Origin of the sequence: Paraburkholderia translucens (assembly GCF_020881035.1) — a bacterium.
Taxonomy (GTDB): domain Bacteria; phylum Pseudomonadota; class Gammaproteobacteria; order Burkholderiales; family Burkholderiaceae; genus Paraburkholderia; species Paraburkholderia translucens.
On record NZ_JAJITC010000014.1, the window covers coordinates 97,490 to 119,631 of the forward strand.

Consider the following 22,142-nt stretch of genomic DNA (forward strand, 5'->3'; position numbering starts at 1 on the left):
GGTGCGCTCACACGCGCCGCCACTCGGTCAACCCGCCGGGTTTGTCTTCAAGGGCAACGCCGGCATCGAGCAATTCAGCCCGGATCCGGTCTGCTGCCGCATAGTCCTTTGCCTGCTTGGCCGCGATGCGCGCGGCGATCTTCGCTTCGATCGCGGCGGGCTCGAGCGCGCCTTCAGCCGCAGCACCCGCTGCCTGCTGCAGATATGCACGCGGTTCGCGTTCAAGCAGCCCGAGCACCGCGCCAAGCGCGCGCAATTGACGGGCCAGCGCGGGGTCGCGCGTGCGGTTCACTTCCGTGGCCAGTTCGAACAGCACCGACACGGCCAGCGGCGTATTGAAGTCGTCGTTCATCGCCGCCTGGAAACGCTGAGCGTGTGCTTCATTCCAGTCGAGCGCGGCGGTATCGGGCGTGAGATCCTTCAACGCCGTGTACAAACGCCCAAGTGCATTGCGCGCGTCGTCGATATGCACATCGCTGTAGTTCAGCGGCGAGCGATAGTGCGCACGCGCGATGAAAAAGCGCACCACCTCTGCATCGTACTGCGCAAGCACTTCGCGAATCGTAAAAAAATTGTTCAACGACTTCGACATCTTTTCATTGTCGATCTGTACGTAGCCGTTGTGCATCCAGTAATTGACGAACGTCCGTCCGGTCGCGGCTTCGCTCTGCGCGATTTCGTTTTCGTGGTGCGGAAACTGCAGATCCTGGCCGCCGCCGTGAATGTCGAACTGTTCACCGAGCAGCGTGCATCCCATCGCCGAGCATTCGATATGCCAGCCGGGACGACCACGCCCGTACTTCGAATCCCAGCCGGTATCGGCGGGTTCCTCGGGCTTCGCCATCTTCCACAGCACGAAGTCGAGCGGATCCTGTTTCGCATCGTTGGCCGCGACGCGTTCGCCCGCGCGCAGGTCTTCCAGCGACTTGCCCGACAGCTTGCCGTAGCCCGCGAATTTGCGCACCGCATAGTTGACGTCGCCGTCACTTGCCTGATAGGCGTAGCCGTTCTTCTCGAGCGTCTCGATCATGCCGAGCATCTGCGGAATGAAGTCCGTCGCGCGCGGCTCGATGTCCGGACGCGCGATGCCGAGCGCGTCCGCATCTTCATGCAACGCCGCGATGAAACGATCGGTCAGCGATTTGATGGTTTCCCCGTTCTCGACTGCGCGCCTGATGATCTTGTCATCAATATCGGTAATGTTGCGCACGTAGGTCACGTTGTAACCGAGCGTGCGCAACCAGCGCTGCACGATGTCGAACACGACCATCACCCGCGCATGACCGACGTGACAATAGTCGTATACGGTCATCCCGCAGACGTACATCCGCACGACCCCTTCGCGCAGCGGCACGAAAGTCTGTTTGTCACGCGCGAGCGTGTTGTAGATGCGCAGAGATTCCATAGAGAACGGTGCGTGGGCCGAAAGAATCCGCTTTGTGCTTCATGCGCGCCGTGACCCGCGAAACGAACAGGACAACGGGTGCATCGCATACAGCTGAAACCGGCGCACCTCGTGCGGCGATCAGGCTGCAGATGAAGCTGCGAACCGGGCGGAGACGGCCACGAGTGGCGAAAAGACAGTCGGCGGTTCGACGGAACGCGCAGACCTTTTGTTAGAATGGCTCGGAGTATAACATCCAGACCTGAGCCTATGAAACACTCCAGCGGCCGCGCGCGCAGCGCTGCGACCCTCGCCGCGACTGCGTTTGGCGGCGTTCCCGGCGGCGTTACTTTCGAAGCGGCGCGCGCCCTCGCGTGGCGCGTCACCGTGGTTGCCGCGCTTGCCGTGGTGCCGGTCGCGAGCGTCTATGCGCAGAAGGCCGCGGTGATGCCGCAAGGCCCCGCCGTGCGCGACAACACGCCGGAAATCGACGCCTCCATCGCCCAGAAGAACTGGCAAGCCGCACTGACCCAACTCGATGCACGCATCGCCGCGAATCCGCGCGACGCGCAGGCGAAATTCAAACGGGCAAACGTCCTCGTGCATCTGAATCGCGACGACGAGGCGATCGCGGCGTTCACCGAACTCACGCAGCTTTATCCAGAGTTGCCCGAGCCGTACAACAACCTCGCGACGCTCTTTGCAAGGCAGGGTCGCCTGATCGAAGCGCGCACCGCGCTGGAGATGGCCACCCAGGTCAATCCGAACTACGGCCTCGCCTTCGAGAATCTTGGCGACCTCTATCTGCGCCTTGCCGACGCGGCATACCGCCGTGCACAAAGTCTCGGCAAGACGAGCCCGACGACCGCGCAGCGTCTCGCGGAGATCCAGAAGGTCGTGTCGCCGACGACGCCTGCCCCCGCGGCCTCGCAGCCCGCCGCCGAGGAGACGATCGCACCCGCCGCGCACCCTACCTCGAACATCACGAACAGCCCGAGCTTCCAGTTCGGCGGCCCGAATGGCTCGCTCGCCATGCCGCCGTACATGGCGCCGTCGCGCTGAACGCCGGGCTCGTTACCTTCGCCCAAGGTTTTCTCCAACCCCGAGGATTTTCATGAAATGGTTGATGTTGGCGCTCGGCAGCGCCGCCCTGATCGCAAATGCACCCGCCTTTGCGCAGGCCGGGTCGCAGGCCGCTCATCCGTCCGTGCTGTTCAAGACGTCGGAGGGTGACATCCGAGTCGAGCTGTATCCCGAGAAGGCGCCGAAGACAGTCGCGAATTTCCTCGACTATGTGAAGGCGGGCCAATACAGCGGCACGATCTTTCATCGCGTGATTCCGGGCTTCATGATTCAAGGCGGCGGCTTTACGCAGAGTTTCGTCGAGAAGCCGACGCGCGCGCCGATTCCCCTCGAAAGCCGCAGCGGTCTGAAAAACACCACGGGCACCATCGCGATGGCGCGCACCAGCGACCCGAATTCGGCCACCGCGCAATTCTTCATCAACACGGTGGACAATGCGAATCTCGACTACCCGAATCCGGACGGCAACGGCTACGCGGCGTTCGGCAAGGTCACGAGCGGCATGGACGTCGTGAAGCGCATCGAAGCCACGCCCACCACCACGCGCGGTCCGATGTCCGACGTGCCGCAGAAGGCCATTGTGATCCAGTCGGCGACGGTAGTGAGCAAGTAACTACGAACAAGCGAGCGAACGAGCAAGCGAACCCGCGCGGCCGCTGCCCGCAAGCGCAACCCACGCCCCGGCGCGGCCTGTCGTCAGGGCATGACGACGCGCCGCGCCATTTATCCACCTGAACATCCAAGGATCCCATCATGGTTGAACTGCATACGAACCACGGCGTCATCAAACTCGAACTGAACGCCGAAAAAGCGCCGAAGTCGGTCGAGAACTTCCTGAACTATGTGAAGGCCGGCCACTACGACAACACGGTGTTTCACCGTGTCATCGACGGCTTCATGATCCAGGGCGGCGGCTTCGAACCCGGCATGAAGCAGAAGCCGACGGCCGAGCCGATCACCAACGAAGCGAACAACGGTCTGAAGAACGAAAGCGGCTCGATCGCAATGGCGCGTACCAACGACCCGCATTCGGCGACCGCGCAATTCTTCATCAACGTGAACGACAACGACTTCCTGAACCACTCGTCGCCGACGCCGCAAGGCTGGGGCTACGCAGTGTTCGGCAAGGTCGTCGAAGGCATGGACGTCGTCGAGAAGATCAAGAAGGTCAAGACCGGCTCGAAGGGTTTCCATCAGGACGTGCCGGTCGACGACGTGGTGATCGAAAAGGCGGTCGTCGTCGACTAAGCCGCGAGTGAGTCGCGCCTCATGCGGGCGTCGACTCGTTTGAACTGACATCAGGCACCTTCAATGCTGCAAGAAACGCCGCTGCGAAGCGTCGCCGCGGGCGTGCCTGGCGAGGGCCGACGCCCGCACGCCGCGCGCCCGTTCTTCTTTCTCTCCGATCTGCATCTGAGTGAGGATATTCCGCGCACGGTCGCCGCGTTCGAGCATTTCGTCCGCGTAAACGCCGAAACGGCCGATTCCGTGTTCATCCTCGGTGATCTGTTCGAATACTGGGTCGGCGACGACATGCTGAGCGAGCCGTTCGTCGCACGGATCGCGGTGTTGCTGCACACGCTTTCCGAGCGTGGCATCGCGCTCTACATCATGCACGGCAATCGCGACTTCCTGCTGGGAAAGCGCTTCATGAAAGCCGCCGGCGCGATCTGGCTACCCGACCCCTTCGTCATCACCGCGTTCGGCACGCGTATCGCGCTCGCGCATGGCGATGGTCTGTGCACCGCAGATCACGGTTATCAGCTGTTCAGGCGCTTCGCGCGCAATCGACTCGCGCAAACGCTGTTTCTCGCGTGGCCGTTTCGCTGGCGGCGCAAGCTCGCCGAGAACATGCGCTCGAAGAGTGAGCACGGTCGCATGCGGCCAATGTCGATCAGGTATGACGTAACGGCGAAAGGCGTCGCCGCGCTGTTCAAGAAATCGAAGACGGCGACGATCATTCATGGGCACACTCATCTGCCCGCGCGGCATCGCGAGCCGGGGGGCACGCGCTGGGTCCTGCCGGACTGGGATCTCGATCACGGCCAGCGCCGTGGCGGCTATCTGAAGATCGATGCCGAAGGGATCCGGTCGCTGCCGCTGGATTGACGCGTTGCGTTCGGCTTGCGCCTTGCGCTGCCGCCGCGCAGATACCTAGCGCTCCGCCGCCACCCCGTCCACCTTCCCCGCAATCGCCGCCGATAGCCGCCGCAGGTCGAGCAACGCAGCATCGGCGCCTTGCAGCCCTTCGAGGCTCGAGCCGAGCCGCTCGAGCGCATCGACGATTTCATCGATACGGCGCGCCTGGGTAGCCGCATGATCGATCAGGCCGTGAATTGCGAGCGACACTGGATCGTCCGCGTTCGGCGTGATGCCGTACGCGCAGAACGCGCTGCTTTCACTGCCGCGCTTCGCGTCGCGCGCGGCATGGCTCGACCGGGCGTTCGCACCGCTCGCGGCCTCGGTGACCGGCGCCGCCGGCACGATGATCCGCGCCGGATTGCCAACCGCCGTACCACGGGCGGGCACCGGTTTCGTCACGACTGCGTTCGAGCCGATCTTTGCGTCCGCGCCGACCGTGAAGCCGCCGAGCACCTTCGCGCCCGCACCGACGATCACGCCACGCTCGAGCGTCGGATGCCGCTTCGCGCCGCGCGTGAGCGACGTGCCGCCCAGCGTCACGCCCTGGTAGATCGTGCAGTCGTCGCCGACTTGCGCAGTTTCGCCGATCACGACGCCCATGCCATGATCGATGAAAACGCGCCGTCCGAGCGTCGCCCCCGGATGGATCTCGATGCCGGTCATGAAGCGCGCCATCTGCGACACGAAACGGGCAAGCCAGCGGCGCTTCGCGCGCCAGCACGCATGCGCGAACCGATGCAGCACGAGCGCATGCAGCCCCGGATAACACGTGAGCACTTCCCACGCGCCCCGGGCGGCGGGATCGCGCTCGCGGATCGTGGCGATATCTTCGCGAAGTCTCGTGAACATGGCAGGGATCGTGTTGTGGGGGAAAACCGTCTGCGTGAGCCGGTCCGCGCGCTTAGCACCGCGGCAGCTTTGCTTCCAACGTTTCGTGGATTGTAGGATGGTTGCGCGAAACGTGCCGGAAGCCCCCGCGGACTGCAAGGTTGTCGTCAGAGTCAGACGAAGGCAGCGCAGGCAAGACGCCGCGCCGGACCGATCGATGGACCGTCAGTCGGTCCGCTTCGTCTTCAGCAGGATATGTTTGGCGATGCCGCGCACGATGTTGACCTCCTCGCGCTCGAGGCCCGAGCGTGCGAAGAGCCGGCGTAGCCGTGACATGAGCTTTTTCGGATTGGCCGGATCAAGGAACTCGAGCGCGACCAGCGCGCTTTCCAGATGCGCGAACATGCTTTCGATCTCGTCGCTCGCCGCCATCGGCGCGCGCGTAGCGGCGGGTTCGGCCTGCGCTGCACCCGCTCCCGCAGCGGGCGTGCTCCCGGTCGTTCCGTCATCGGCGAGATAGGCGGTGCGCAGCTCGTAGGCAAGCACCTGCACCGCCTGCGCGAGATTGAGCGAGCTGTAGGCGGGATTGGCCGGAATATGCGCGAGCGCGCTGCATCGCTCGACGTCCTCATTCGACAAACCCGTGCGCTCGTTGCCGAACACCAGCGCGATCTCGCCGTGTCCCGCCTCTTCGTGCGCGGCGGCGGCGGCCGCGCGCGGCGTCCATTGGGGCGGTCCATATTCGCGCAGCCGCGCGGTCAGCGCGACCGACCAGTGGACGCCGGTCAGTGCATCGGCGAGCGTCGGCACCACGTGCACGGAGGCGAGCACGTCGTCGGCACCACTGGCCATCGCGATCGCTTCGGGATCGTTCTGTACGTTCGGCACGCGCGGCGACACCAGCACGAGCCGCGAAAAACCCATCGTTTTCAGGGCACGCGCTGCGGCGCCGACATTGCCCGGATGGCTGGGCTCGACGAGCACGAAGCGCGTCGAGGTAAAGCCGCCGCGCAAATCGGCCACGGCGGGGTTGGAAGAATGGGGCGTGTGATCCACGATGAAACTCTGCTGGCCAAGGAGTCAAGACGCGTATGGTAGCGCCAACGGGCGCTGCTGCCGAATCGTGCCGCTGCGAGGCGACCCGCGCCGGCACGCCCGGACTCAGGTAAAATACCGCTCTTCGCGTCCGGCGCCGGCATTCGCCCCAGGCTTACGCTGAACCGGCCGCACCGTTCTTATTCAATTCGTCTCCGTCGACGGAATGCGCTCCGGCGTGATAGCCGGCTGGCGTTCCGTGCTGTATTTGCGTCGTTGCGGCGCCCGTCGGCGCAGGTTTCGCGCTCATTTTCCGGCCAGCAGCCGCGCTGCCCCGGCACAAGGATCCGTTTATGCATCCCATGCTCAACATCGCTGTGAAGGCCGCGCGCCGCGCAGCTCAGATCATCAACCGCGCATCGCTCGATCTCGACCTGGTCCAGGTCAGCAAGAAGCAGCACAACGATTTCGTCACGGAGGTCGACAAGGCGGCCGAAGCGGCAATCATCGAAACGCTGAAGACCGCCTATCCCGATCACGCCATCCTCGCCGAAGAGTCGGGCAAGTCGGACAACGAGTCCGAGTACCAGTGGATCATCGATCCGCTCGACGGCACCACCAACTTCATCCACGGCTTCCCGTACTACTGCGTGTCAATCGCGCTCGCGCACAAGGGCGTCGTCACGCAAGCCGTCGTCTACGACCCGAACCACAATGATCTGTTCACCGCATCGCGCGGCCGAGGCGCGTTCCTCAACGATCGGCGCCTCCGCGTCGCCAGGCGTGACCGCCTTGCCGACTGCCTGATCGGCACCGGTTTCCCGTTCCGCGCGCAGGACAGCCTCGAATCGTACGGCCGCCAGTTCGCCGCCATGACCGAAGCCTGCGCGGGTCTGCGCCGTCCGGGCGCCGCCGCGCTCGATCTGGCCTATGTGGCGGCGGGCCGCATGGATGGCTTCTTCGAGCAGGGCCTGAGCCCGTGGGACATGGCGGCGGGCAGCCTGCTGATCACCGAAGCCGGCGGTCTCGTCGGCAACTACACGGGCGATTCGGAGTTCCTGCACGTCGGCGAAGTCGTCGCGGGCAACCCGAAGGTCTACGCGCAGATGATTCCTATCCTGTCGCGCTTCAGCCGCACGCGTCAGCAGTCGGCTTGAGGGGCGCCGCCGCGGCCGGTCCGCGGCAACGCGCGATGGTTTGTGCGGAAAAGCGGCTTCGGCCGCTTTTTTCGTTGGCGGCACTGCAGCGCGCGAGGCTTCGTGCTACAACGCAGGCAGTTACGCGATCAGAACTTGACCGGGACCGTTCCCTGCTTCAGGTTGCGTTGACCCGGCCCGACTCCCGCCCCCGCGCAGCCCCCCACCTGCCCATGAAGAAAGGCTTCCATACAATCATTGCGGCACAGTTTATTTCGTCGCTGGCCGACAATGCGCTGTTGATCGCAGCCATCGCTCTGCTTTCCGTGATTCGCTCGGCCGCGTGGGTCACACCGCTGCTGCAGATTTTCTTCACGATCTCGTACGTGCTGCTCGCGCCGTTCGTCGGCGCGTTCGCCGATGCGATGCAAAAGCGCCACGTGATGTTCATCTCCAACGCGCTGAAAGCAAGCGGCTGCCTGATGATGATCCTTGGCGTTCATCCCATGATTGCCTATGGCGTGGTCGGCTTCGGCGCGGCCGCGTATTCGCCCGCCAAGTACGGCATCCTCACCGAGTTGCTGCCCGCCGAAAAGCTCGTGCAGGCGAACGCGTGGCTCGAATCGGCGACCGTGCTCTCGACGATCGTCGGCACGATGCTCGGCGGTGCGCTGATCAGCACCGTCGTCGGGCATTTCGTCGCGCGTGTGCATATGCCGCTGATCCGCTCCGCCGCTGATCTCGCGATGGGCGCGGTGATGTTCACCTACGCGATCGCCGCCGCGATCAACATCTTCATTCCGGATACCGGCGCACGCTATCCGAACCGCCTGACCGAGCCAGGGAAGCTGGTCGGCGATTTCCATCACTGCTTCCGTGTGCTGTGGGCCGACAAGCTCGCGCAGATCGCACTGTGGGTGACCACGCTGATGTGGGGCGCCGCGGTGACGATGCAGTTGCTGGTGCTCAAATGGGCGAACGTGAACCTCGGGCTGTCGTTGTCGAAAGCGGCGGTGATGCAGGGCGTGACCGGCTTCGGCATCGCGATCGGCGCCGCGGGGGCGGCCGCGCTGATTCCATTGCGCCGCTCGCTGAAGGTCTTGCCGGTCGGCGTGCTGACGGGCATGGTGGCGATCGCGATGGCCTTCTACAACAAGGACCTGTTCCCGGCGGGCGCCGGCCTGCGCTTCGGTATGCACGTCGCGCCCTATTACATTCTGCTCGCCTATCCGCTGATGATCGTGCTCGGCGCGCTGTCCGGCTTTTTCATCGTGCCGATGAACGCGATTCTGCAGCATCGAGGCGCGACCCTGCTGTCGGCCGGCCACTCGATCGCCGTGCAGAATTTCAATCAGAATCTCGCGGTGCTGCTGATGCTCGGCGTGTACGCGCTGTTGCTCACCGCGAAGATGCCGGCGCAGTGGATCATCGTCGTGTTCGGCAGCTTCATTACGCTGCAGATGTGGCTCGCGAAACGCCGCAGCGCCGCGAACGAACGCAGGGTGGACATACGGGCGATGATCGAGGAATGAATGCATCACAGTGCTCCGGCAATGACAGCGCGAGGCGCGGCTCGACAAGCCTGACGTGCCGTTACGGCGCGAAACGCAGGCTGCGATCGGTTCAATCATGCTGCCATATGGCTCGTGCATTGGGCATCGGCCGATCGGCCAGGGTCCGCACGCCGCGCCGGCGGGTTAAACTCACGCCCTGAGCATCTACCGCAAGAAGACACGAAGGATGGGCATTCAAACCGCAGCGGCCAACGACGTCGCACAACACACGCCAATGATGCAGCAGTACTTGCGTATCAAGGCGGAGCATCCGGGCACGCTGGTGTTCTACCGGATGGGCGACTTCTACGAACTCTTTTTCGACGACGCGGAGAAAGCCGCGCGCCTGCTCGACCTGACGCTCACGCAACGCGGCGCGTCGGCGGGCAATCCGATCAAGATGGCCGGGGTGCCACATCACTCGGTCGAACAGTATTTGGCCAGGCTCGTGAAGCTCGGCGAATCCGTCGCGATCTGCGAACAGATCGGCGACCCGGCCACGTCGAAGGGCCCGGTCGAGCGCAAGGTCATGCGCGTCGTCACACCAGGCACGCTGACCGATGCCGCGCTGCTGTCCGACAAGAGTGACGTCTATCTGCTCGCGCTGTGCGTCGCGCACAATCGCCGCGGCGTCGCGACGAGCGTCGGTCTCGCGTGGCTCAACCTCGCGAGCGGCGCGCTGCGCCTCGCCGAAGTCGCGCCGGATCAGGTCGCGGCTGCACTGGAGCGCATCCGTCCCGCGGAAATTCTCGTCGCCGACGCCCCCGCCGATTCGACCAGTTGGACTCCACCTGTCAATGCCAACGCGCTCAAGCGTGTACCGGCCTGGCACTTCGATATCACGTCGGGCACGAAACGCCTGTGCGATCAGCTCGAAGTCGCGAGCCTCGACGGCTTCGGCGCGCATTCGCTCAGTTGCGCATGCGGCGCGGCCGGCGCGTTGCTGCTATACGCGGCGTCCACGCAAGGCCAGCAGTTGCGCCACGTGCGCAGTCTGAAGGTCGAAAACGAATCGGAATACATCGGCCTCGATCCGGCCACGCGCCGCAACCTTGAACTCACGGAGACACTGCGCGGCACCGAATCGCCGACGCTGTGCTCGCTGCTCGACACCTGCTGCACGACGATGGGTAGCCGCCTTCTGCGTCACTGGCTGCATCATCCGCCGCGCGATCCGGCCGTGGCGCAGGCGCGTCAACAAGCCATCGGCGCATTGCTCGACGCGCCGCCGGGCGCCGATCTCGATACGCTGCGCCAGGCGTTGCGGCAGATTTCGGACATCGAACGGATCACCGGACGTCTCGCGCTGCTGTCGGCACGGCCGCGCGATCTGTCGAGCTTGCGCGATACCTTCATCGCCCTGCCCGCGCTGCGGGCGCAGCTCTCCGGCATTGCATCGAACGCGGATTCGCTCGCGCGCATCGACGCGGCGCTCGAACCGCCGCGGGCGTGCGTCGATCTGCTCATTCGCGTGGTCGCGCAGGAGCCGGCCGCGATGGTGCGCGACGGCGGCGTCATCGCGCGTGGATATGACGCCGAGCTCGATGAACTGCGCGATATTTCGGAGAACTGCGGACAGTTCCTGATCGACCTCGAAACACGCGAACGCGCACGCACCGGCATCAGCAATCTGCGCGTCGAGTACAACAAGGTGCACGGCTTCTATATCGAAGTCACGCGCGGCCAGACCGACAAGGTGCCCGACGACTATCGCCGCCGGCAAACGCTGAAGAACGCCGAGCGCTACATCACGCCGGAGCTGAAGACGTTCGAAGACAAGGCGCTGTCCGCGCAGGAACGCGCCCTCGCGCGCGAACGCGCACTGTACGACGCGTTGCTGCAATCGTTGCTGCCGTTCATTCCCGACTGTCAGCGGGTCGCGTCGGCGCTCGCGGAGCTCGATCTGCTGGCCGCGTTCGGCGAACGCGCCCGCGCGCTCGACTGGGTCGCGCCGACGTTCTCGGTAAACGCCGGTATCGACATCGAGCAAGGCCGTCATCCGGTCGTCGAGGCGCAGGTCGAGCAGTTCATCGCCAACGACTGCTCGCTTTCGGCCGAACGCAAGCTGCTGCTGATCACCGGTCCCAACATGGGCGGTAAGTCGACCTTCATGCGCCAGACCGCGCTGATCGCACTGCTCGCATACGTGGGCAGCTACGTGCCGGCGCGCCGCGCGGCCTTCGGACCGATCGATCGCATCTTCACGCGCATCGGCGCGGCCGACGACCTCGCCGGCGGCCGCTCGACCTTCATGGTCGAGATGACCGAAGCGGCCGCAATCCTCAACGACGCGACGCCGCAAAGCCTCGTGCTGATGGACGAGATCGGCCGCGGCACGTCGACGTTCGACGGCCTCGCACTCGCGTGGGCGATCGCGCGCCATCTGCTCGCGCACAACGGTTGCTACACGCTGTTCGCCACGCACTACTTCGAGCTGACGCAACTGCCCGCGGAGTTTGCGCACGCGGCCAATGTGCATCTGTCGGCGGTCGAGCATGGGCACGGCATCGTGTTCCTGCACGCGGTCAACGAAGGGCCGGCCAATCAGAGCTACGGCCTGCAGGTCGCACAGCTCGCCGGCGTGCCGAACGCGGTGATCCGCGCGGCACGCAAGCATCTCGCACATCTGGAACAGCAATCGGCCGCGCGGCCCGCGCCGCAACTCGATCTGTTTGCCCCGCCGTCATCGATGCTCGTCGAAGACGCCGACGCCGATTCCAGCGCAACATCAACGTCACCTGCAATGCAGACACTCGTCGAGCGCCTCCGTGGCATCGACCCGAACGAGCTGCGGCCGCGCGACGCACTCGATCTGCTGTACGAATTGCATGAACTGGCCGTCGCGCCGGATGCGGACCACTGACGTCTCCAGGCGCCAACTGCACCCGCGCGGGCTTCGCGCGGCGCTGCGCGACGTGCTCGCGTCAACAGGCGGCATCGTTGTGCTCGCGGCAGTGTGCGGGTGGACTGCGCCGGCGCACGCCGAAGCCTCGCACTTCGCCTTCGCGGTCATCTCCGACACGATGCGCAGCCCCGCCGACGAAGCGGCCACTCAACGGCTGCTCGAGGCGATCGGGCGCGAGCGCGACGTGCGCTTCATTGTCTACAACGGCAATCTGAAGGGGCCAAAAGAGGTATGCCGCGACGCGGTGTTCGAGCGCCGTCACGCGCTGCTCGACAGCTCGCGCACTGCCCTCTTCTTTATCCCCGGTCAGCATGACTGGGCCGATTGCGGCACGGCCGAAGCCGGCGGCTTCGATCCCGTCGAGCGGCTCGACCAGTTGCGGCAGACGATGTTCGCCGATCCGACATCGATGGGGCAGAACCCGATCGCGCTGACGCGCGAAAGCGAGGTGTCGCGCTTTCGACCGTTCCGCGAAAACGTGCGCTGGGTCGTGAACGACAAAGCGAACGACAAAGGCGGCAGCATCGTCTTCGTCGGCCTGAATGCGCCGGGTCCGAACAATCACTACCTGAGCGCGGGCGGCCGCAACGGTGAGTTCGAAGATCGTGCGATCGCCAACGCATTCTGGCTCGAGCACGCAGGCGAATATGCGAAGCGCCGAGATGCTCGTGCGATTGTCGTGTTCATTCAAGGCGACTTCGACCCCGAGCGCTACGAGCGGCCCGAACGGTTCGCATGGCTGCACTTCGCACACAGCCCGCGCCGCGACGGCTTCCTCGAGTTCAAGCGCAGTCTCGTCAAGCTCGCGCAGATTTTCCCCGGACCCGTGGTCGTCATTCACGCCGACGGCGAACGTGCAGCGGGTGGCTTTGTCATCGATCAGCCGCTACGCAACGACAAGGGAATGGTCGTGACGAATCTCACGCGGGTTGCACTTGCGCCGCGTGATCGTCTTAACCAGTGGATTCAGATTGAAGCGGATTTCGGCAGGAGGACGCCGTTCAGAGTCAGCGTGCGCGACGTGCCGAAGCAGATGCCCCTTCCTGCCACGCCACCGGTCTTGCCGCCCGTCTCGCCACGCGACGAATCCGGCGCGTCGATACCGGGTGCGCCGGAGATGCCGAATGTGGAAGGGTTCGGGCCGGCGTCGCAAGTGCCGCCGGTATTGCAGACCCCCGGAGAGTCGCCGGACCAGCAGCCGCGCATCCCGCCCGACCAGGGTGGCGGCGACTACGGGCCCGCGATTTCGATGCCGCCGGGGTCGATACTGCCTGCGTCGCCAGCCTTGCCGGCTTCGGTGCCGCCTGCCCCCGCGACGACACCGCGCATGCCCGCAAGCTCAGTGCAGGGTCGGTTTTGAATCGTCTTCTTCGTCCTCGTCTTCATCGTCGTCAAGGACTTCGAGGCCGTCCGCGCCGTGCGCGTGCTCGTGCTCGATTTCGTCTTCGGTAGCCGGACGCACGTCTTTCACGGTCAACGCGAAACGCAGCGCCATGCCGGCGAGAGGATGATTGCCGTCGAGCACGACCTTGTCTTCCGCGACGTCGGTCACCACGTACACCAGCGAATCGATTTCCTCGTCGCCGTCTTCGGGTGTGCCTTCGAACTGCATGCCGACTTCCAGCGGTTCGGGGAAGCGATCGCGCGGTTCGATCTTCACAAGCTCGGGATCGTACTCGCCGAAGGCGTCTTGCGGCTCGAGCTGGATCTGGGTCTCGAAGCCGGCCTCGTGGCCGTCGAGCTCTTCCTCGATCTTGGGGAACGTGCCATCATAGCCGCCGTGCAGATAGACCATCGGCTCTTCGCTTTCCTCTATCAGATTGCCCTGCGCATCCGATAGCTTGTAGGCGACCGACACGACGGTGTTCTTTGCGATTTTCATTCGACTCTCCAGAATACAACTCACATTATACGATGCCCAGGCGGCCCAACCATCTCCCGGCCGATGCAGCTTCGGCACGCAATTCGTCGTCTGCTGCAAAGCCGGCCAGGCAACCTGTCGTTCGCCCCTCGCCCGACATTCCGACCGCACTGCTCGGCAATCTGAGCCCGTCGCAATTCATGCGCCGCTACTGGCAGAAGAAGCCACTGCTGATCCGTCAGGCCGTTCCCGGCATCGAAGCGCCGATGTCCCGCGACGAACTATTCGAGCTCGCCGATCAGGACGACGTCGAAGCGCGCCTGATCACGCACTTCCGCAACAAATGGCAGTTGGAGCACGGCCCGTTCGCGCCCGACGAACTGCCGTCGGTCGAGCAGCGCGCGTGGACGCTGCTCGTGCAGGGCGTGGACCTGCACGACGACCGTGCGCGCGCGTTGCTCGACCGCTTCCGTTTCGTGCCGGACGCCCGCCTCGACGACCTGATGATTTCGTATGCGAGCGATGGCGGTGGCGTCGGCCCCCACTTCGATTCCTACGATGTGTTTCTTTTGCAAGTAAAGGGCAAGCGCCGCTGGCGCATCAGCGCGCAGAAGGACCTGGCATTGCAACCCGGTTTGCCCTTGAAAGTTTTACAGCGCTTCGCGCCCGACGAGGAGTGGGTGCTCGAGCCCGGCGACATGCTGTACCTGCCGCCGCACATCGCGCACGACGGCATTGCCGAGGGCGAATGCATGACCTGTTCGATCGGTTTTCGCGCACCGTCCGAGAGCGAGCTGACCGCGCAGTTCCTCTACCATCTGGCCGAGCGAGGCGAGGCCGCGGGCAAGGCCGGCGCGCTCTACCGGGATCCGCAGCAGGCCGCCGTCGAGCGGCCGGCCGAGCTACCGGCGGCGCTCGTCGAACGGGTCGGCGCGATCCTTGCAAAAGTGCGATGGAATGAGCAGGACATAGCATCGTTCCTTGGCACCTACCTCAGCGAACCGAAGCCGAGCGTCGTCTTTGATCCGCCGCAACGGCCACTCAACGAAACCCGTTTCGCCGGCGCGGCGTCGAAATCCGGTCTGCGCCTCGATCGCAAGACTAACCTGTTGTATGAACGTCGCTTTTTCTTCGTAAATGGAGAAGAAATATCGTGGAGCGGCGCCAAAAATTGGCTGTTTGATCTCGCAGATTCGCGGTGCATGAGTGCGAAACGCTTTGTAACACTATCACACGATTCATCGGTGACAGCACTGCTACACGAGTGGTATCGTGCGGGCTGGATACAGGTGGGCGAGGTTGCGTAACTCTGCCCGCGTGCTATACCGTACAGTGAAATTTTGTATGAGAAAGACAACGTATTGACCCCGGATTTATCGACTGTCAGTACGAAAGTGCATATAATTTCCGCCCAAGCCGTAGGGAAGATTCCAGCTCGTCAAAAGAGCATCTCCACCAGCGGCCCAGGTCGGTGTTGGAGCACATTACCGGTTTTATTTTGCGCTGTTGCTTACCTTTAAACCATAAAAGGACGTGATCATGAAGAAATCCCTCCTCGTAGCATCCCTGTTGGCAGCTGTGGCACTCGCTGCATGCAACAAGAGCAGCGAACAGGCCGCTGCCCCGTCGGATGCTGCGTCGGCACCGGCTGCAGCATCGCCTGCTGAAGCAGCTTCGCCGGCAGTTGCAGCATCGCCGGCAGAGGCAGCATCGCCTGCTGAAGCAGCATCGCCGGCCGAAGCAGCTTCGCCGGCTGAAGCAGCATCGCCGGCAGCAGGCGCAAGCCAGTAAGCCGCGACTGTTCGGCGCTGTAGCGGCTCCCGCTACAGCGCTTGCACGAAACGTTTGAGGGCTGACCGGAAACGGTGCCGGCTGCAAACGCAAAGAAAAACGCCACGGATTCACATCCGTGGCGTTTTGTCATTCAGGGCCGCTTTCCGAAGCGAAGTTCGTCGCATGTGTGAAACACATTTCCCTATCGAACCGGCACCGCCGGGCCAGCGTTCTCTTCGAAAAATTCGCGGACCACGTCGATCTCCCGGGTCCGCTTGAACGGCGGCAGACTCTGCCAGATGCGACGGCCATACGGCTTATCGACGAGACGCGTATCGCAGATCATCAGCACGCCGCGATCGGTCTCCGCGCGAATCAGCCGGCCCGCGCCCTGCTTCAGCGTGATCACGGCCTGCGGCAGCTGATGCACGGCGAACGGGCTCAAGCCCTTCTTCGTCAGTGCATCGAGCCGGGCGGCCAGCACGGGATCATCCGGTGGCGCGAACGGCAGCTTGTCGATGATCACCAGCGACAGCGCGTCGCCGCGCACGTCCACGCCCTCCCAGAAGCTCTGACTGCCGACCAGAATCGCATTGCCGTATGCGCGAAAGCGGTCGAGCAATTCGGTGCGGCTCGCATCGCCCTGCACGAGCAGCGGATAGTCCCAGCCGCGCGCCTCGATTGCGTCGCGCAGCTTGGTCGAGATACGGTCCACCGCGCGCAGCGTCGTGCACAGCATGAATACGCCACCACCGGAGGCTTCGATGGCCGGCAACGCGGCATCGAACACGGCGTCGGTGAACGCCGGCGATGAGGGTTGCGGTAGATTGCGCGGCACGTAGAGGAGCCCTTGCGTCGGATAGTCGAACGGGCTCGGCAACGTCATCGAGCGCTTCGCGTTCAAACCCATCTGCGCCGCATAGTGCGTGAAGTCGCCGCGCACCGACAACGTTGCCGACGTGAAGATCCACGCGCGCGGCACTCCGGCGCGCTGCTTCGCGAAGATCGGCGCGACCGAAAGCGGCGTTTCGTGCAGCTGTACCGTGTGCGAGAACACCTCGATCCAACGCACTTTTTCGTGCGGATCGGCGCGCTCCGCGTTGGCGTCACCCTCGCGCGTGGCAACCCCATCGCGTTCGGCGCTCGGCGGCGGCGTGGTCCAGCCGCCCAGCACGTCCTGCAACTCGCGCGCGCGACGCAGACAGGAGCCGAGCGATTCGGCTCGCTCGGCCTGCCCCGCCAATGCCGAGGCCAACGCGTCAAGCTCGGCCTCGAGCGTTTCCAGCGCGGGGAACAGCGGGTGATCATCGGGCAACTGGCCGATCGACAGTCGCACCGTGTCTTCCTTGAAGGCGAGCCGCACGTCGCGTGCCGCGCGTTCGAGCGTCGCGCCGAGCTTGACCCAGTCGAGCGCATCGCGTGCGTGGCCGAGACCCTCGGCCACCGAATCGCGCGCGAGTTCAAGAAACTGTGCAGTCGACAACGTCTCGCCAAAAAACAGCGTAGCGGTTTCGGGCAGCTGATGCGCTTCGTCGAAGATGACCGTGTTCGCGGTCGGCAGCAGTTCGGCCATGCCGGTATCGCGCAGCATGATGTCGGCGAAAAACAGATGATGGTTGACCACCACGATATCGGCCTGTTGCGCTTCTCGGCGTGCCTGCATGACGAAGCAGTCCTTGTAATGCGGACACTCCTGGCCGAGACAGTTGTCGCGCGTCGACGTGACCATCGACCACACCTGCGCGGTCTCCGGCACGCTCGCGAGCTCGGCCTTATCGCCGGTGCGCGTGATCTTCGCGAAGCGCACGATGTCCTGCAGATACGAGGTTTCCTGGCGCGACGGCAAACGGCCGTTGTCGGCGGTGCGTTGCAGGTAGTAGTGGCACAGGTAGTTCGCGCGGCCTTTCAGCATCGCGACCGACACCGGTACCGCAAGCGCGTCGCGCACGGTCGGAATGTCGCGCTGGAACAGCTGATCCTGCAGATGCTTGGTACCGGTGGAGACGATCACCTTGCCGCCCCACAGCATGGCCGGCACGAGGTACGCATAAGTCTTGCCGGTACCGGTACCCGCTTCGACGATCAGCGTGTTGTCACCGCCTTGCACCCCATCAGTCTCGGCGCTATCCCCGCTCGACTCCGAGGCGGCGTCAGCAACCGTCTGCTGCAGCCGCCGCGCCGGGCGCTTCTGTGTCTCGAACATCGCGGGCTCGGGCATCGCGCGGCCCGAGGCTTCCAGTGCGGCCGCAACCGCGCGCGCCATCTCGATCTGCGACGCACGCGGCCGATAGCCATCTATCTGCCGCGCGAGCAGACCGTTGTCGGCGAAGATGTCTTCGAGCTCGCTCGCGCGGCGCCGACTCAGCGACACGCCCGGCACCGACGCGGCCGTGCCGGAGGCAGATGCGTTGCCCGGCGCGGTCCGGGATGAAGTGTCATGCGGTGAATTCAAGGCAAGCGTTCCTGCTAAGTCCGGCTCGCGCGCTGCGCGCCCGGCGCCTGCCAGGCGGCGAACTCAGGCGCGCGCGTCCGGTTCGAGCTGCAACTGCAGCAAGATGATGGTGTCCTTGACTTTGAGTTTGCGCTTTTTCAGGCGCTGCAACTCGAAGTCGTCGATGCCGGGCTGATCCGACATCCGGTCGATCAAGCGGTCGAGTCCACTATGCTCCGATTCCAGCTGCAGAATGCGGTCGCGAAGTGTGTTTGCGTCGATGACGTGATGACGATCGCGCATGCTCGCCTCCTCTGGTCGGCGGCACGAACCGCGTGCGCGCGGTCCGATGCCTGAGGTTGCTGTCCGGCTCAAAACGCATTACGTCGACTACGGCGGCCTTGGGCACGAGCCCCACGGCTCGCGCTACGGCACAGCCACTACAGCACACTTACTGTTGCTCTTGTTGCTGCTTTTGCTGCTCATCGAGTTGCTGCTGCTTCAATTCATCCTGACGCTTCTGCTCGGCCTTCTCGGCGGCCTGCTTCTGGCGCGCTTCGACATCGAGCTTATGCTGCGCGGCGTCGGCCTGCTTGCGCTCGAAACTCTCCTGCTTCTGCTGGCGCTCCGCAGCCTTTTGCGCGCCCTGCTGACGCGCTTCCTCGAGCTTGCGCTGGTATTCGCTCTGCTTCTGGTCGTAAGCCCGCTGATTGGCCGCCGCCTGTGCGGGCGTAATGCCGCGCTTTGCCTCGTCGAGCGCATGCTGGCGCTGCTTTTCCTCGTACGCCTGCGCATTGGCTTCGCGCTGCGGCGCTTCGGCCTGACGCTGCGCCTGATCGAGCGCATGCTGGCGCTGTTTTTCCTGATACGCCTGCTCGTTGCGTGCGTCTTCGGCGGCACGTTGCGGCGCTTCGGCCTCGTTTCGCGCGCGCCGCAATGCGGTGCGCTCGTCGCGCTCGCGGGCGCGCTGCGCACGCTGTTCGGCGTCGAGCGCGAGCTGTTCCTTGCGGATGTCCGCCTGCACGGTGCGCATCGCATCGCGCGCGCGATTCAGGCAGTGATTGACGAAGAAGCGGCTGTAGCAGTTGTGCTGCGCGACCGCGTATTGATAGTTGTTGTCGTCGGTGCGCTGATTGAGCACCTGTTGCCGCTCTTCGAACGATTTGTCCAGCGCGGCTGCTTCACTCGCGCTTTGAGGGCTGTCCGCGCTTACGGCAGCTTGCGGGACCGATGCCGTGCCTTGCGCGGGCGTCGTGCTCTGCGCCAGCGCCGACACCGGCACGGCAATCGCGCAAGCGATTACGCACGGCGCCGCGACCCACACAAGCGAACGACGCAACATGCGCGACGCAACCAGCGGCAATTGAGACGAGCCCCGAGACAAATCCGGCAGCGAACCTGACGCTAGCGAAGAGACCAGGTGGTTGAAGGACAAGGAGATTGGCAACGTCGTAGAGGGTCAACGGAACATGCCCGAAATTCTAACACCCCGCGCTTGAGGCCCTTGGCATTTATGGCAAAATGCCCCGCTCTAGCAACCTGGTCGCGGCGCACGCCCGGCCTGTCCCGAATTGCCGCCCGCGCGCGGCCCATCACTGAGTCCGCAGGAACACCAACACCTTATGACGGAAACCGTAGCACTCAAGATCGTCCAGCGCATCGCCACCGAACTCTCTGTCCAGCCGCGCCAGGTCGCGGCCGCGGTGGAACTTCTCGACGAAGGCGCGACCGTTCCGTTCATCGCCCGTTACCGCAAGGAAGTGACCGGCAATCTCGACGACACGCAACTGCGTAACCTCGAGGAACGCCTGCTGTATTTGCGCGAGCTGGAAGAACGGCGCGCGGCGATCATCGCGAGCATCGACGAACAGGGCAAGCTCACCGACGAGCTGCGCGGCGCGATCGAAGGCGCCGACAGCAAACAGGTGCTGGAAGACCTCTATCTGCCGTACAAGCCGAAGCGCCGCACGCGCGCGCAGATCGCGCGCGAAGCCGGTCTGCAGCCGCTCGCCGACGCGCTGCTCGGCAATCCGCTGCTTGATCCGCAGAGCGAGGCCGCCGCGTACGTGAACGCGGAGAAAGGCGTCGCCGACGTGAAGGCCGCGCTCGACGGCGCGCGCGACATCCTCTCCGAACAATTCGGCGAAACGGCCGATCTGCTCGGCAAGCTGCGCGACTACCTGTTCAACCAGGGCGTGGTTTCGTCGAAAGTCGTGGAAGGCAAGGAAACCGCGGAAGAAGAGAAATTCCGCGATTACTACGACTATGCCGAAACGATCCGCACGGTGCCGTCGCATCGCGCTCTCGCGCTTTTCCGCGGCCGCAATGCCGGCGTGCTGATGATCAAGCTCGGCTTGGGCGAAGAGCTCGACGCACAGGTGCCGCATCCGGGCGAAGCGCTGATCGCGCGGCACTTCGGCATCGCCAATCAGAACCGCCCCGCCGACAAATGGCTCTCCGACGTATGCCGCTGGTGCTGGCGCGTGAAGGTGCAGCCGCACCTCGAAAACGAGCTGTTGACCAATCTGCGCGACGAAGCCGAACACGAAGCGATCCGCGTATTCGCGCGCAATCTGAAGGACCTGCTGCTCGCGGCGCCCGCTGGCCCGAAGGCCGTGATCGGTCTCGATCCAGGCTTGCGCACCGGCGTGAAGGTGGCGGTGGTCGATCGCACCGGCAAGGTGCTCGCGACCGACACGATCTACCCGCACGAACCGCGCCGCGACTGGGACGGCTCGCTCGCTAAGCTCGCGCGTCTCGCCGCGCAGACCCAGGCCGAGCTGGTCAGTATCGGCAACGGCACCGCATCGCGTGAGACGGACAAGCTCGCGAGCGAGCTGATTGCGCGTCATCCTGAACTGAAGTTGCAGAAGATCGTCGTGTCGGAAGCGGGCGCGTCGGTGTACTCGGCGTCCGAACTCGCCGCGAAGGAATTCCCCGACATGGACGTGTCGCTGCGCGGCGCGGTATCGATTGCGCGCCGTCTGCAGGACCCGCTCGCCGAGCTCGTGAAGATCGAGCCGAAAGCGATCGGCGTCGGCCAGTATCAGCACGACGTGAACCAGCGCGAACTCGCGCGCTCGCTGGACGCGGTCGTCGAAGACTGCGTGAACGCGGTCGGCGTCGATGCGAACACCGCGTCGGTCGCCCTGCTCGCGCGCGTGTCGGGGCTCAATGCGACGCTCGCGCGCAACATCGTCGACTATCGCGATGCGAACGGGCCGTTCCCGTCGCGCGAGCATCTGCGCCGCGTGCCGCGTCTCGGCGACAAGACCTTCGAGCAGGCGGCCGGCTTCCTGCGTATCAACAACGGCGAGAATCCGCTCGACCGTTCGTCGGTGCACCCGGAAGCGTATCCGGTCGTCCAGCGCATGCTCGCGAAGATCAGCAAGCAGATCGGCGATGTGCTCGGCAATCGCGACGCGCTGCGCGGGCTCTCAGCCGCGGAATTCGTCGACGAACGTTTCGGCCTGCCGACCGTGCGCGACATTCTGGCCGAGCTCGAAAAGCCTGGCCGCGATCCGCGTCCCGAGTTCAAGACCGCGAATTTCCGCGAAGGCGTCGAGAAGGTCAGCGACCTGGTCCCCGGCATGGTGCTCGAAGGCGTCGTGACGAACGTCGCGGCATTCGGTGCGTTCATCGATATCGGCGTGCATCAGGATGGCCTCGTGCACGTGTCGGCGATGTCGACGAAGTTCGTGAAGGACCCGCATGAGGTCGTGAAGGCCGGTCAGATCGTCAAAGTCAAGGTGCTCGAGGTCGACGTGAAGCGCCAGCGCATTGCATTGACGATGCGTCTCGACGACGAGCCCGGGGCGGCAGCCGCGCGCAGCGGTGGCGCAGCGCAGGAGCGCGGCGGCTCGGGGGCCAGCTTCAATCGCGCCGGCGCGGGACGCGGCACGCCGCAACGCGCGCGCGAACCGGAGCCGGGTGGCGCAATGGCGGCCGCGTTTGCGAAGCTCAGGCAGAAGTAAGCAGGCTCACACACACGCATAAACAAAAAGCCCACGC

General features: G+C 64.5%; 18 protein-coding genes. 11 read left to right on the plus strand and 7 right to left on the minus strand.

The window, feature by feature from the left end; all coding sequences use genetic code 11:
• Positions 1 to 7: 7 nt before the first annotated feature.
• Positions 8 to 1,405, minus strand: coding sequence for a cysteine--tRNA ligase (gene cysS / locus LJ655_RS23220; protein ID WP_230563555.1), 1,398 nt, complete (start codon positions 1,403 to 1,405; stop codon positions 8 to 10).
• 249 nt (positions 1,406 to 1,654) lie between these two features.
• On the opposite strand from cysS, the gene LJ655_RS23225 reads away from it, so the two are divergent.
• The 4 genes from LJ655_RS23225 to LJ655_RS23240 all read left to right on the plus strand — a co-directional run bounded on the left by LJ655_RS23225 (position 1,655) and on the right by LJ655_RS23240 (position 4,576).
• Positions 1,655 to 2,446, plus strand: a complete 792-nt coding sequence (locus LJ655_RS23225) for a tetratricopeptide repeat protein (protein WP_230563556.1) — start codon at positions 1,655 to 1,657, stop codon at positions 2,444 to 2,446.
• A 52-nt stretch (positions 2,447 to 2,498) separates the two neighbouring features.
• Positions 2,499 to 3,080, plus strand: coding sequence for a peptidylprolyl isomerase (locus tag LJ655_RS23230; protein WP_230563557.1), 582 nt, complete (start codon positions 2,499 to 2,501; stop codon positions 3,078 to 3,080).
• Between the two features lie 140 nt (positions 3,081 to 3,220).
• Positions 3,221 to 3,715 (plus strand): peptidylprolyl isomerase, encoded by a 495-nt coding sequence (locus LJ655_RS23235; protein WP_230563558.1) that lies wholly within the window; start codon positions 3,221 to 3,223, stop codon positions 3,713 to 3,715.
• 63 nt (positions 3,716 to 3,778) lie between these two features.
• Positions 3,779 to 4,576, plus strand: a complete 798-nt coding sequence (locus tag LJ655_RS23240) for a UDP-2,3-diacylglucosamine diphosphatase (protein ID WP_230563559.1) — start codon at positions 3,779 to 3,781, stop codon at positions 4,574 to 4,576.
• 45 nt (positions 4,577 to 4,621) lie between these two features.
• Here LJ655_RS23240 and cysE read toward each other — a convergent pair whose 3' ends face one another.
• Positions 4,622 to 5,458, minus strand: coding sequence for a serine O-acetyltransferase (gene cysE, locus LJ655_RS23245; protein WP_230563560.1), 837 nt, complete (start codon positions 5,456 to 5,458; stop codon positions 4,622 to 4,624).
• A gap of 204 nt (positions 5,459 to 5,662) precedes the next feature.
• Positions 5,663 to 6,493 (minus strand): RNA methyltransferase, encoded by an 831-nt coding sequence (locus LJ655_RS23250; protein WP_230563561.1) that lies wholly within the window; start codon positions 6,491 to 6,493, stop codon positions 5,663 to 5,665.
• Positions 6,494 to 6,825: 332 nt separating this feature from the next.
• On the opposite strand from LJ655_RS23250, the gene LJ655_RS23255 reads away from it, so the two are divergent.
• The 4 genes from LJ655_RS23255 to LJ655_RS23270 all read left to right on the plus strand — a co-directional run bounded on the left by LJ655_RS23255 (position 6,826) and on the right by LJ655_RS23270 (position 13,426).
• Positions 6,826 to 7,629, plus strand: coding sequence for an inositol monophosphatase family protein (locus LJ655_RS23255; RefSeq protein ID WP_230563562.1), 804 nt, complete (start codon positions 6,826 to 6,828; stop codon positions 7,627 to 7,629).
• Between the two features lie 212 nt (positions 7,630 to 7,841).
• Positions 7,842 to 9,140 carry a lysophospholipid transporter LplT gene (gene lplT, locus LJ655_RS23260; protein WP_230563563.1) on the plus strand — a complete coding sequence of 433 codons (1,299 nt, stop codon included), beginning with the start codon at positions 7,842 to 7,844 and terminating at the stop codon, positions 9,138 to 9,140.
• Between the two features lie 208 nt (positions 9,141 to 9,348).
• Positions 9,349 to 12,024 (plus strand): DNA mismatch repair protein MutS, encoded by a 2,676-nt coding sequence (mutS, locus tag LJ655_RS23265; RefSeq protein ID WP_230563564.1) that lies wholly within the window; start codon positions 9,349 to 9,351, stop codon positions 12,022 to 12,024.
• Entirely contained in the window at positions 12,011 to 13,426 is a 1,416-nt protein-coding gene (locus LJ655_RS23270) for a hypothetical protein (RefSeq protein ID WP_425605833.1), read from the plus strand. The genes mutS and LJ655_RS23270 overlap by 14 nt, the downstream gene beginning before the upstream one ends.
• Here the strand turns inward: LJ655_RS23270 and LJ655_RS23275 are convergent.
• The gene (locus LJ655_RS23275; RefSeq protein ID WP_230563566.1) at positions 13,406 to 13,948 is read right to left on the minus strand and encodes an FKBP-type peptidyl-prolyl cis-trans isomerase; all 543 of its coding nucleotides are present in this window, start codon (positions 13,946 to 13,948) and stop codon (positions 13,406 to 13,408) included. The genes LJ655_RS23270 and LJ655_RS23275 overlap by 21 nt on opposite strands.
• Before the next feature lie 32 nt (positions 13,949 to 13,980).
• Here LJ655_RS23275 and LJ655_RS23280 point away from each other — a divergent pair, with 32 nt between their 5' ends.
• Both LJ655_RS23280 and LJ655_RS23285 read left to right on the plus strand, forming a co-directional pair.
• Positions 13,981 to 15,234: a cupin domain-containing protein gene (locus tag LJ655_RS23280; protein ID WP_230563567.1), complete on the plus strand. Its 1,254-nt coding sequence runs from the start codon at positions 13,981 to 13,983 to the stop codon at positions 15,232 to 15,234.
• A gap of 232 nt (positions 15,235 to 15,466) precedes the next feature.
• Positions 15,467 to 15,718 (plus strand): hypothetical protein, encoded by a 252-nt coding sequence (locus tag LJ655_RS23285; protein WP_230563568.1) that lies wholly within the window; start codon positions 15,467 to 15,469, stop codon positions 15,716 to 15,718.
• 184 nt (positions 15,719 to 15,902) lie between these two features.
• Here the strand turns inward: LJ655_RS23285 and yoaA are convergent, their stop codons facing one another.
• The 3 genes from yoaA to LJ655_RS23300 all read right to left on the minus strand — a co-directional run bounded on the left by yoaA (position 15,903) and on the right by LJ655_RS23300 (position 19,473).
• The gene (gene yoaA / locus LJ655_RS23290) at positions 15,903 to 18,152 is read right to left on the minus strand and encodes a DNA repair helicase YoaA (protein ID WP_230563569.1); all 2,250 of its coding nucleotides are present in this window, start codon (positions 18,150 to 18,152) and stop codon (positions 15,903 to 15,905) included.
• 63 nt (positions 18,153 to 18,215) lie between these two features.
• Positions 18,216 to 18,434, minus strand: a complete 219-nt coding sequence (locus tag LJ655_RS23295) for a DUF465 domain-containing protein (protein WP_230563570.1) — start codon at positions 18,432 to 18,434, stop codon at positions 18,216 to 18,218.
• Positions 18,435 to 18,582: 148 nt separating this feature from the next.
• Positions 18,583 to 19,473: a hypothetical protein gene (locus LJ655_RS23300; protein WP_230563571.1), complete on the minus strand. Its 891-nt coding sequence runs from the start codon at positions 19,471 to 19,473 to the stop codon at positions 18,583 to 18,585.
• Positions 19,474 to 19,753: 280 nt separating this feature from the next.
• Between LJ655_RS23300 and LJ655_RS23305 the strand changes: the two genes are divergently transcribed.
• Positions 19,754 to 22,105 carry a Tex family protein gene (locus LJ655_RS23305; RefSeq protein ID WP_230563572.1) on the plus strand — a complete coding sequence of 784 codons (2,352 nt, stop codon included), beginning with the start codon at positions 19,754 to 19,756 and terminating at the stop codon, positions 22,103 to 22,105.
• The last annotated feature ends 37 nt before the right edge of the window (positions 22,106 to 22,142 follow it).

Coding starts and splice junctions, on each gene's coding strand:
- LJ655_RS23240 (WP_230563559.1), top strand. CDS start 3,779: ATGCTGCAAGAAACGCCGCTGCGAAGCGTCGCCGCGGGCGTGCCTGGC.
- LJ655_RS23230 (WP_230563557.1), top strand. CDS start 2,499: ATGAAATGGTTGATGTTGGCGCTCGGCAGCGCCGCCCTGATCGCAAAT.
- LJ655_RS23285 (WP_230563568.1), top strand. CDS start 15,467: ATGAAGAAATCCCTCCTCGTAGCATCCCTGTTGGCAGCTGTGGCACTC.
- LJ655_RS23225 (WP_230563556.1), top strand. CDS start 1,655: ATGAAACACTCCAGCGGCCGCGCGCGCAGCGCTGCGACCCTCGCCGCG.
- cysE (WP_230563560.1), bottom strand. CDS start 5,458: ATGTTCACGAGACTTCGCGAAGATATCGCCACGATCCGCGAGCGCGAT.
- LJ655_RS23300 (WP_230563571.1), bottom strand. CDS start 19,473: ATGTTGCGTCGTTCGCTTGTGTGGGTCGCGGCGCCGTGCGTAATCGCT.
- cysS (WP_230563555.1), bottom strand. CDS start 1,405: ATGGAATCTCTGCGCATCTACAACACGCTCGCGCGTGACAAACAGACT.
- LJ655_RS23235 (WP_230563558.1), top strand. CDS start 3,221: ATGGTTGAACTGCATACGAACCACGGCGTCATCAAACTCGAACTGAAC.
- LJ655_RS23295 (WP_230563570.1), bottom strand. CDS start 18,434: ATGCGCGATCGTCATCACGTCATCGACGCAAACACACTTCGCGACCGC.
- LJ655_RS23280 (WP_230563567.1), top strand. CDS start 13,981: ATGCCCAGGCGGCCCAACCATCTCCCGGCCGATGCAGCTTCGGCACGC.
- LJ655_RS23275 (WP_230563566.1), bottom strand. CDS start 13,948: ATGAAAATCGCAAAGAACACCGTCGTGTCGGTCGCCTACAAGCTATCG.
- LJ655_RS23255 (WP_230563562.1), top strand. CDS start 6,826: ATGCATCCCATGCTCAACATCGCTGTGAAGGCCGCGCGCCGCGCAGCT.
- mutS (WP_230563564.1), top strand. CDS start 9,349: ATGGGCATTCAAACCGCAGCGGCCAACGACGTCGCACAACACACGCCA.
- lplT (WP_230563563.1), top strand. CDS start 7,842: ATGAAGAAAGGCTTCCATACAATCATTGCGGCACAGTTTATTTCGTCG.
- LJ655_RS23305 (WP_230563572.1), top strand. CDS start 19,754: ATGACGGAAACCGTAGCACTCAAGATCGTCCAGCGCATCGCCACCGAA.
- LJ655_RS23270 (WP_425605833.1), top strand. CDS start 12,011: ATGCGGACCACTGACGTCTCCAGGCGCCAACTGCACCCGCGCGGGCTT.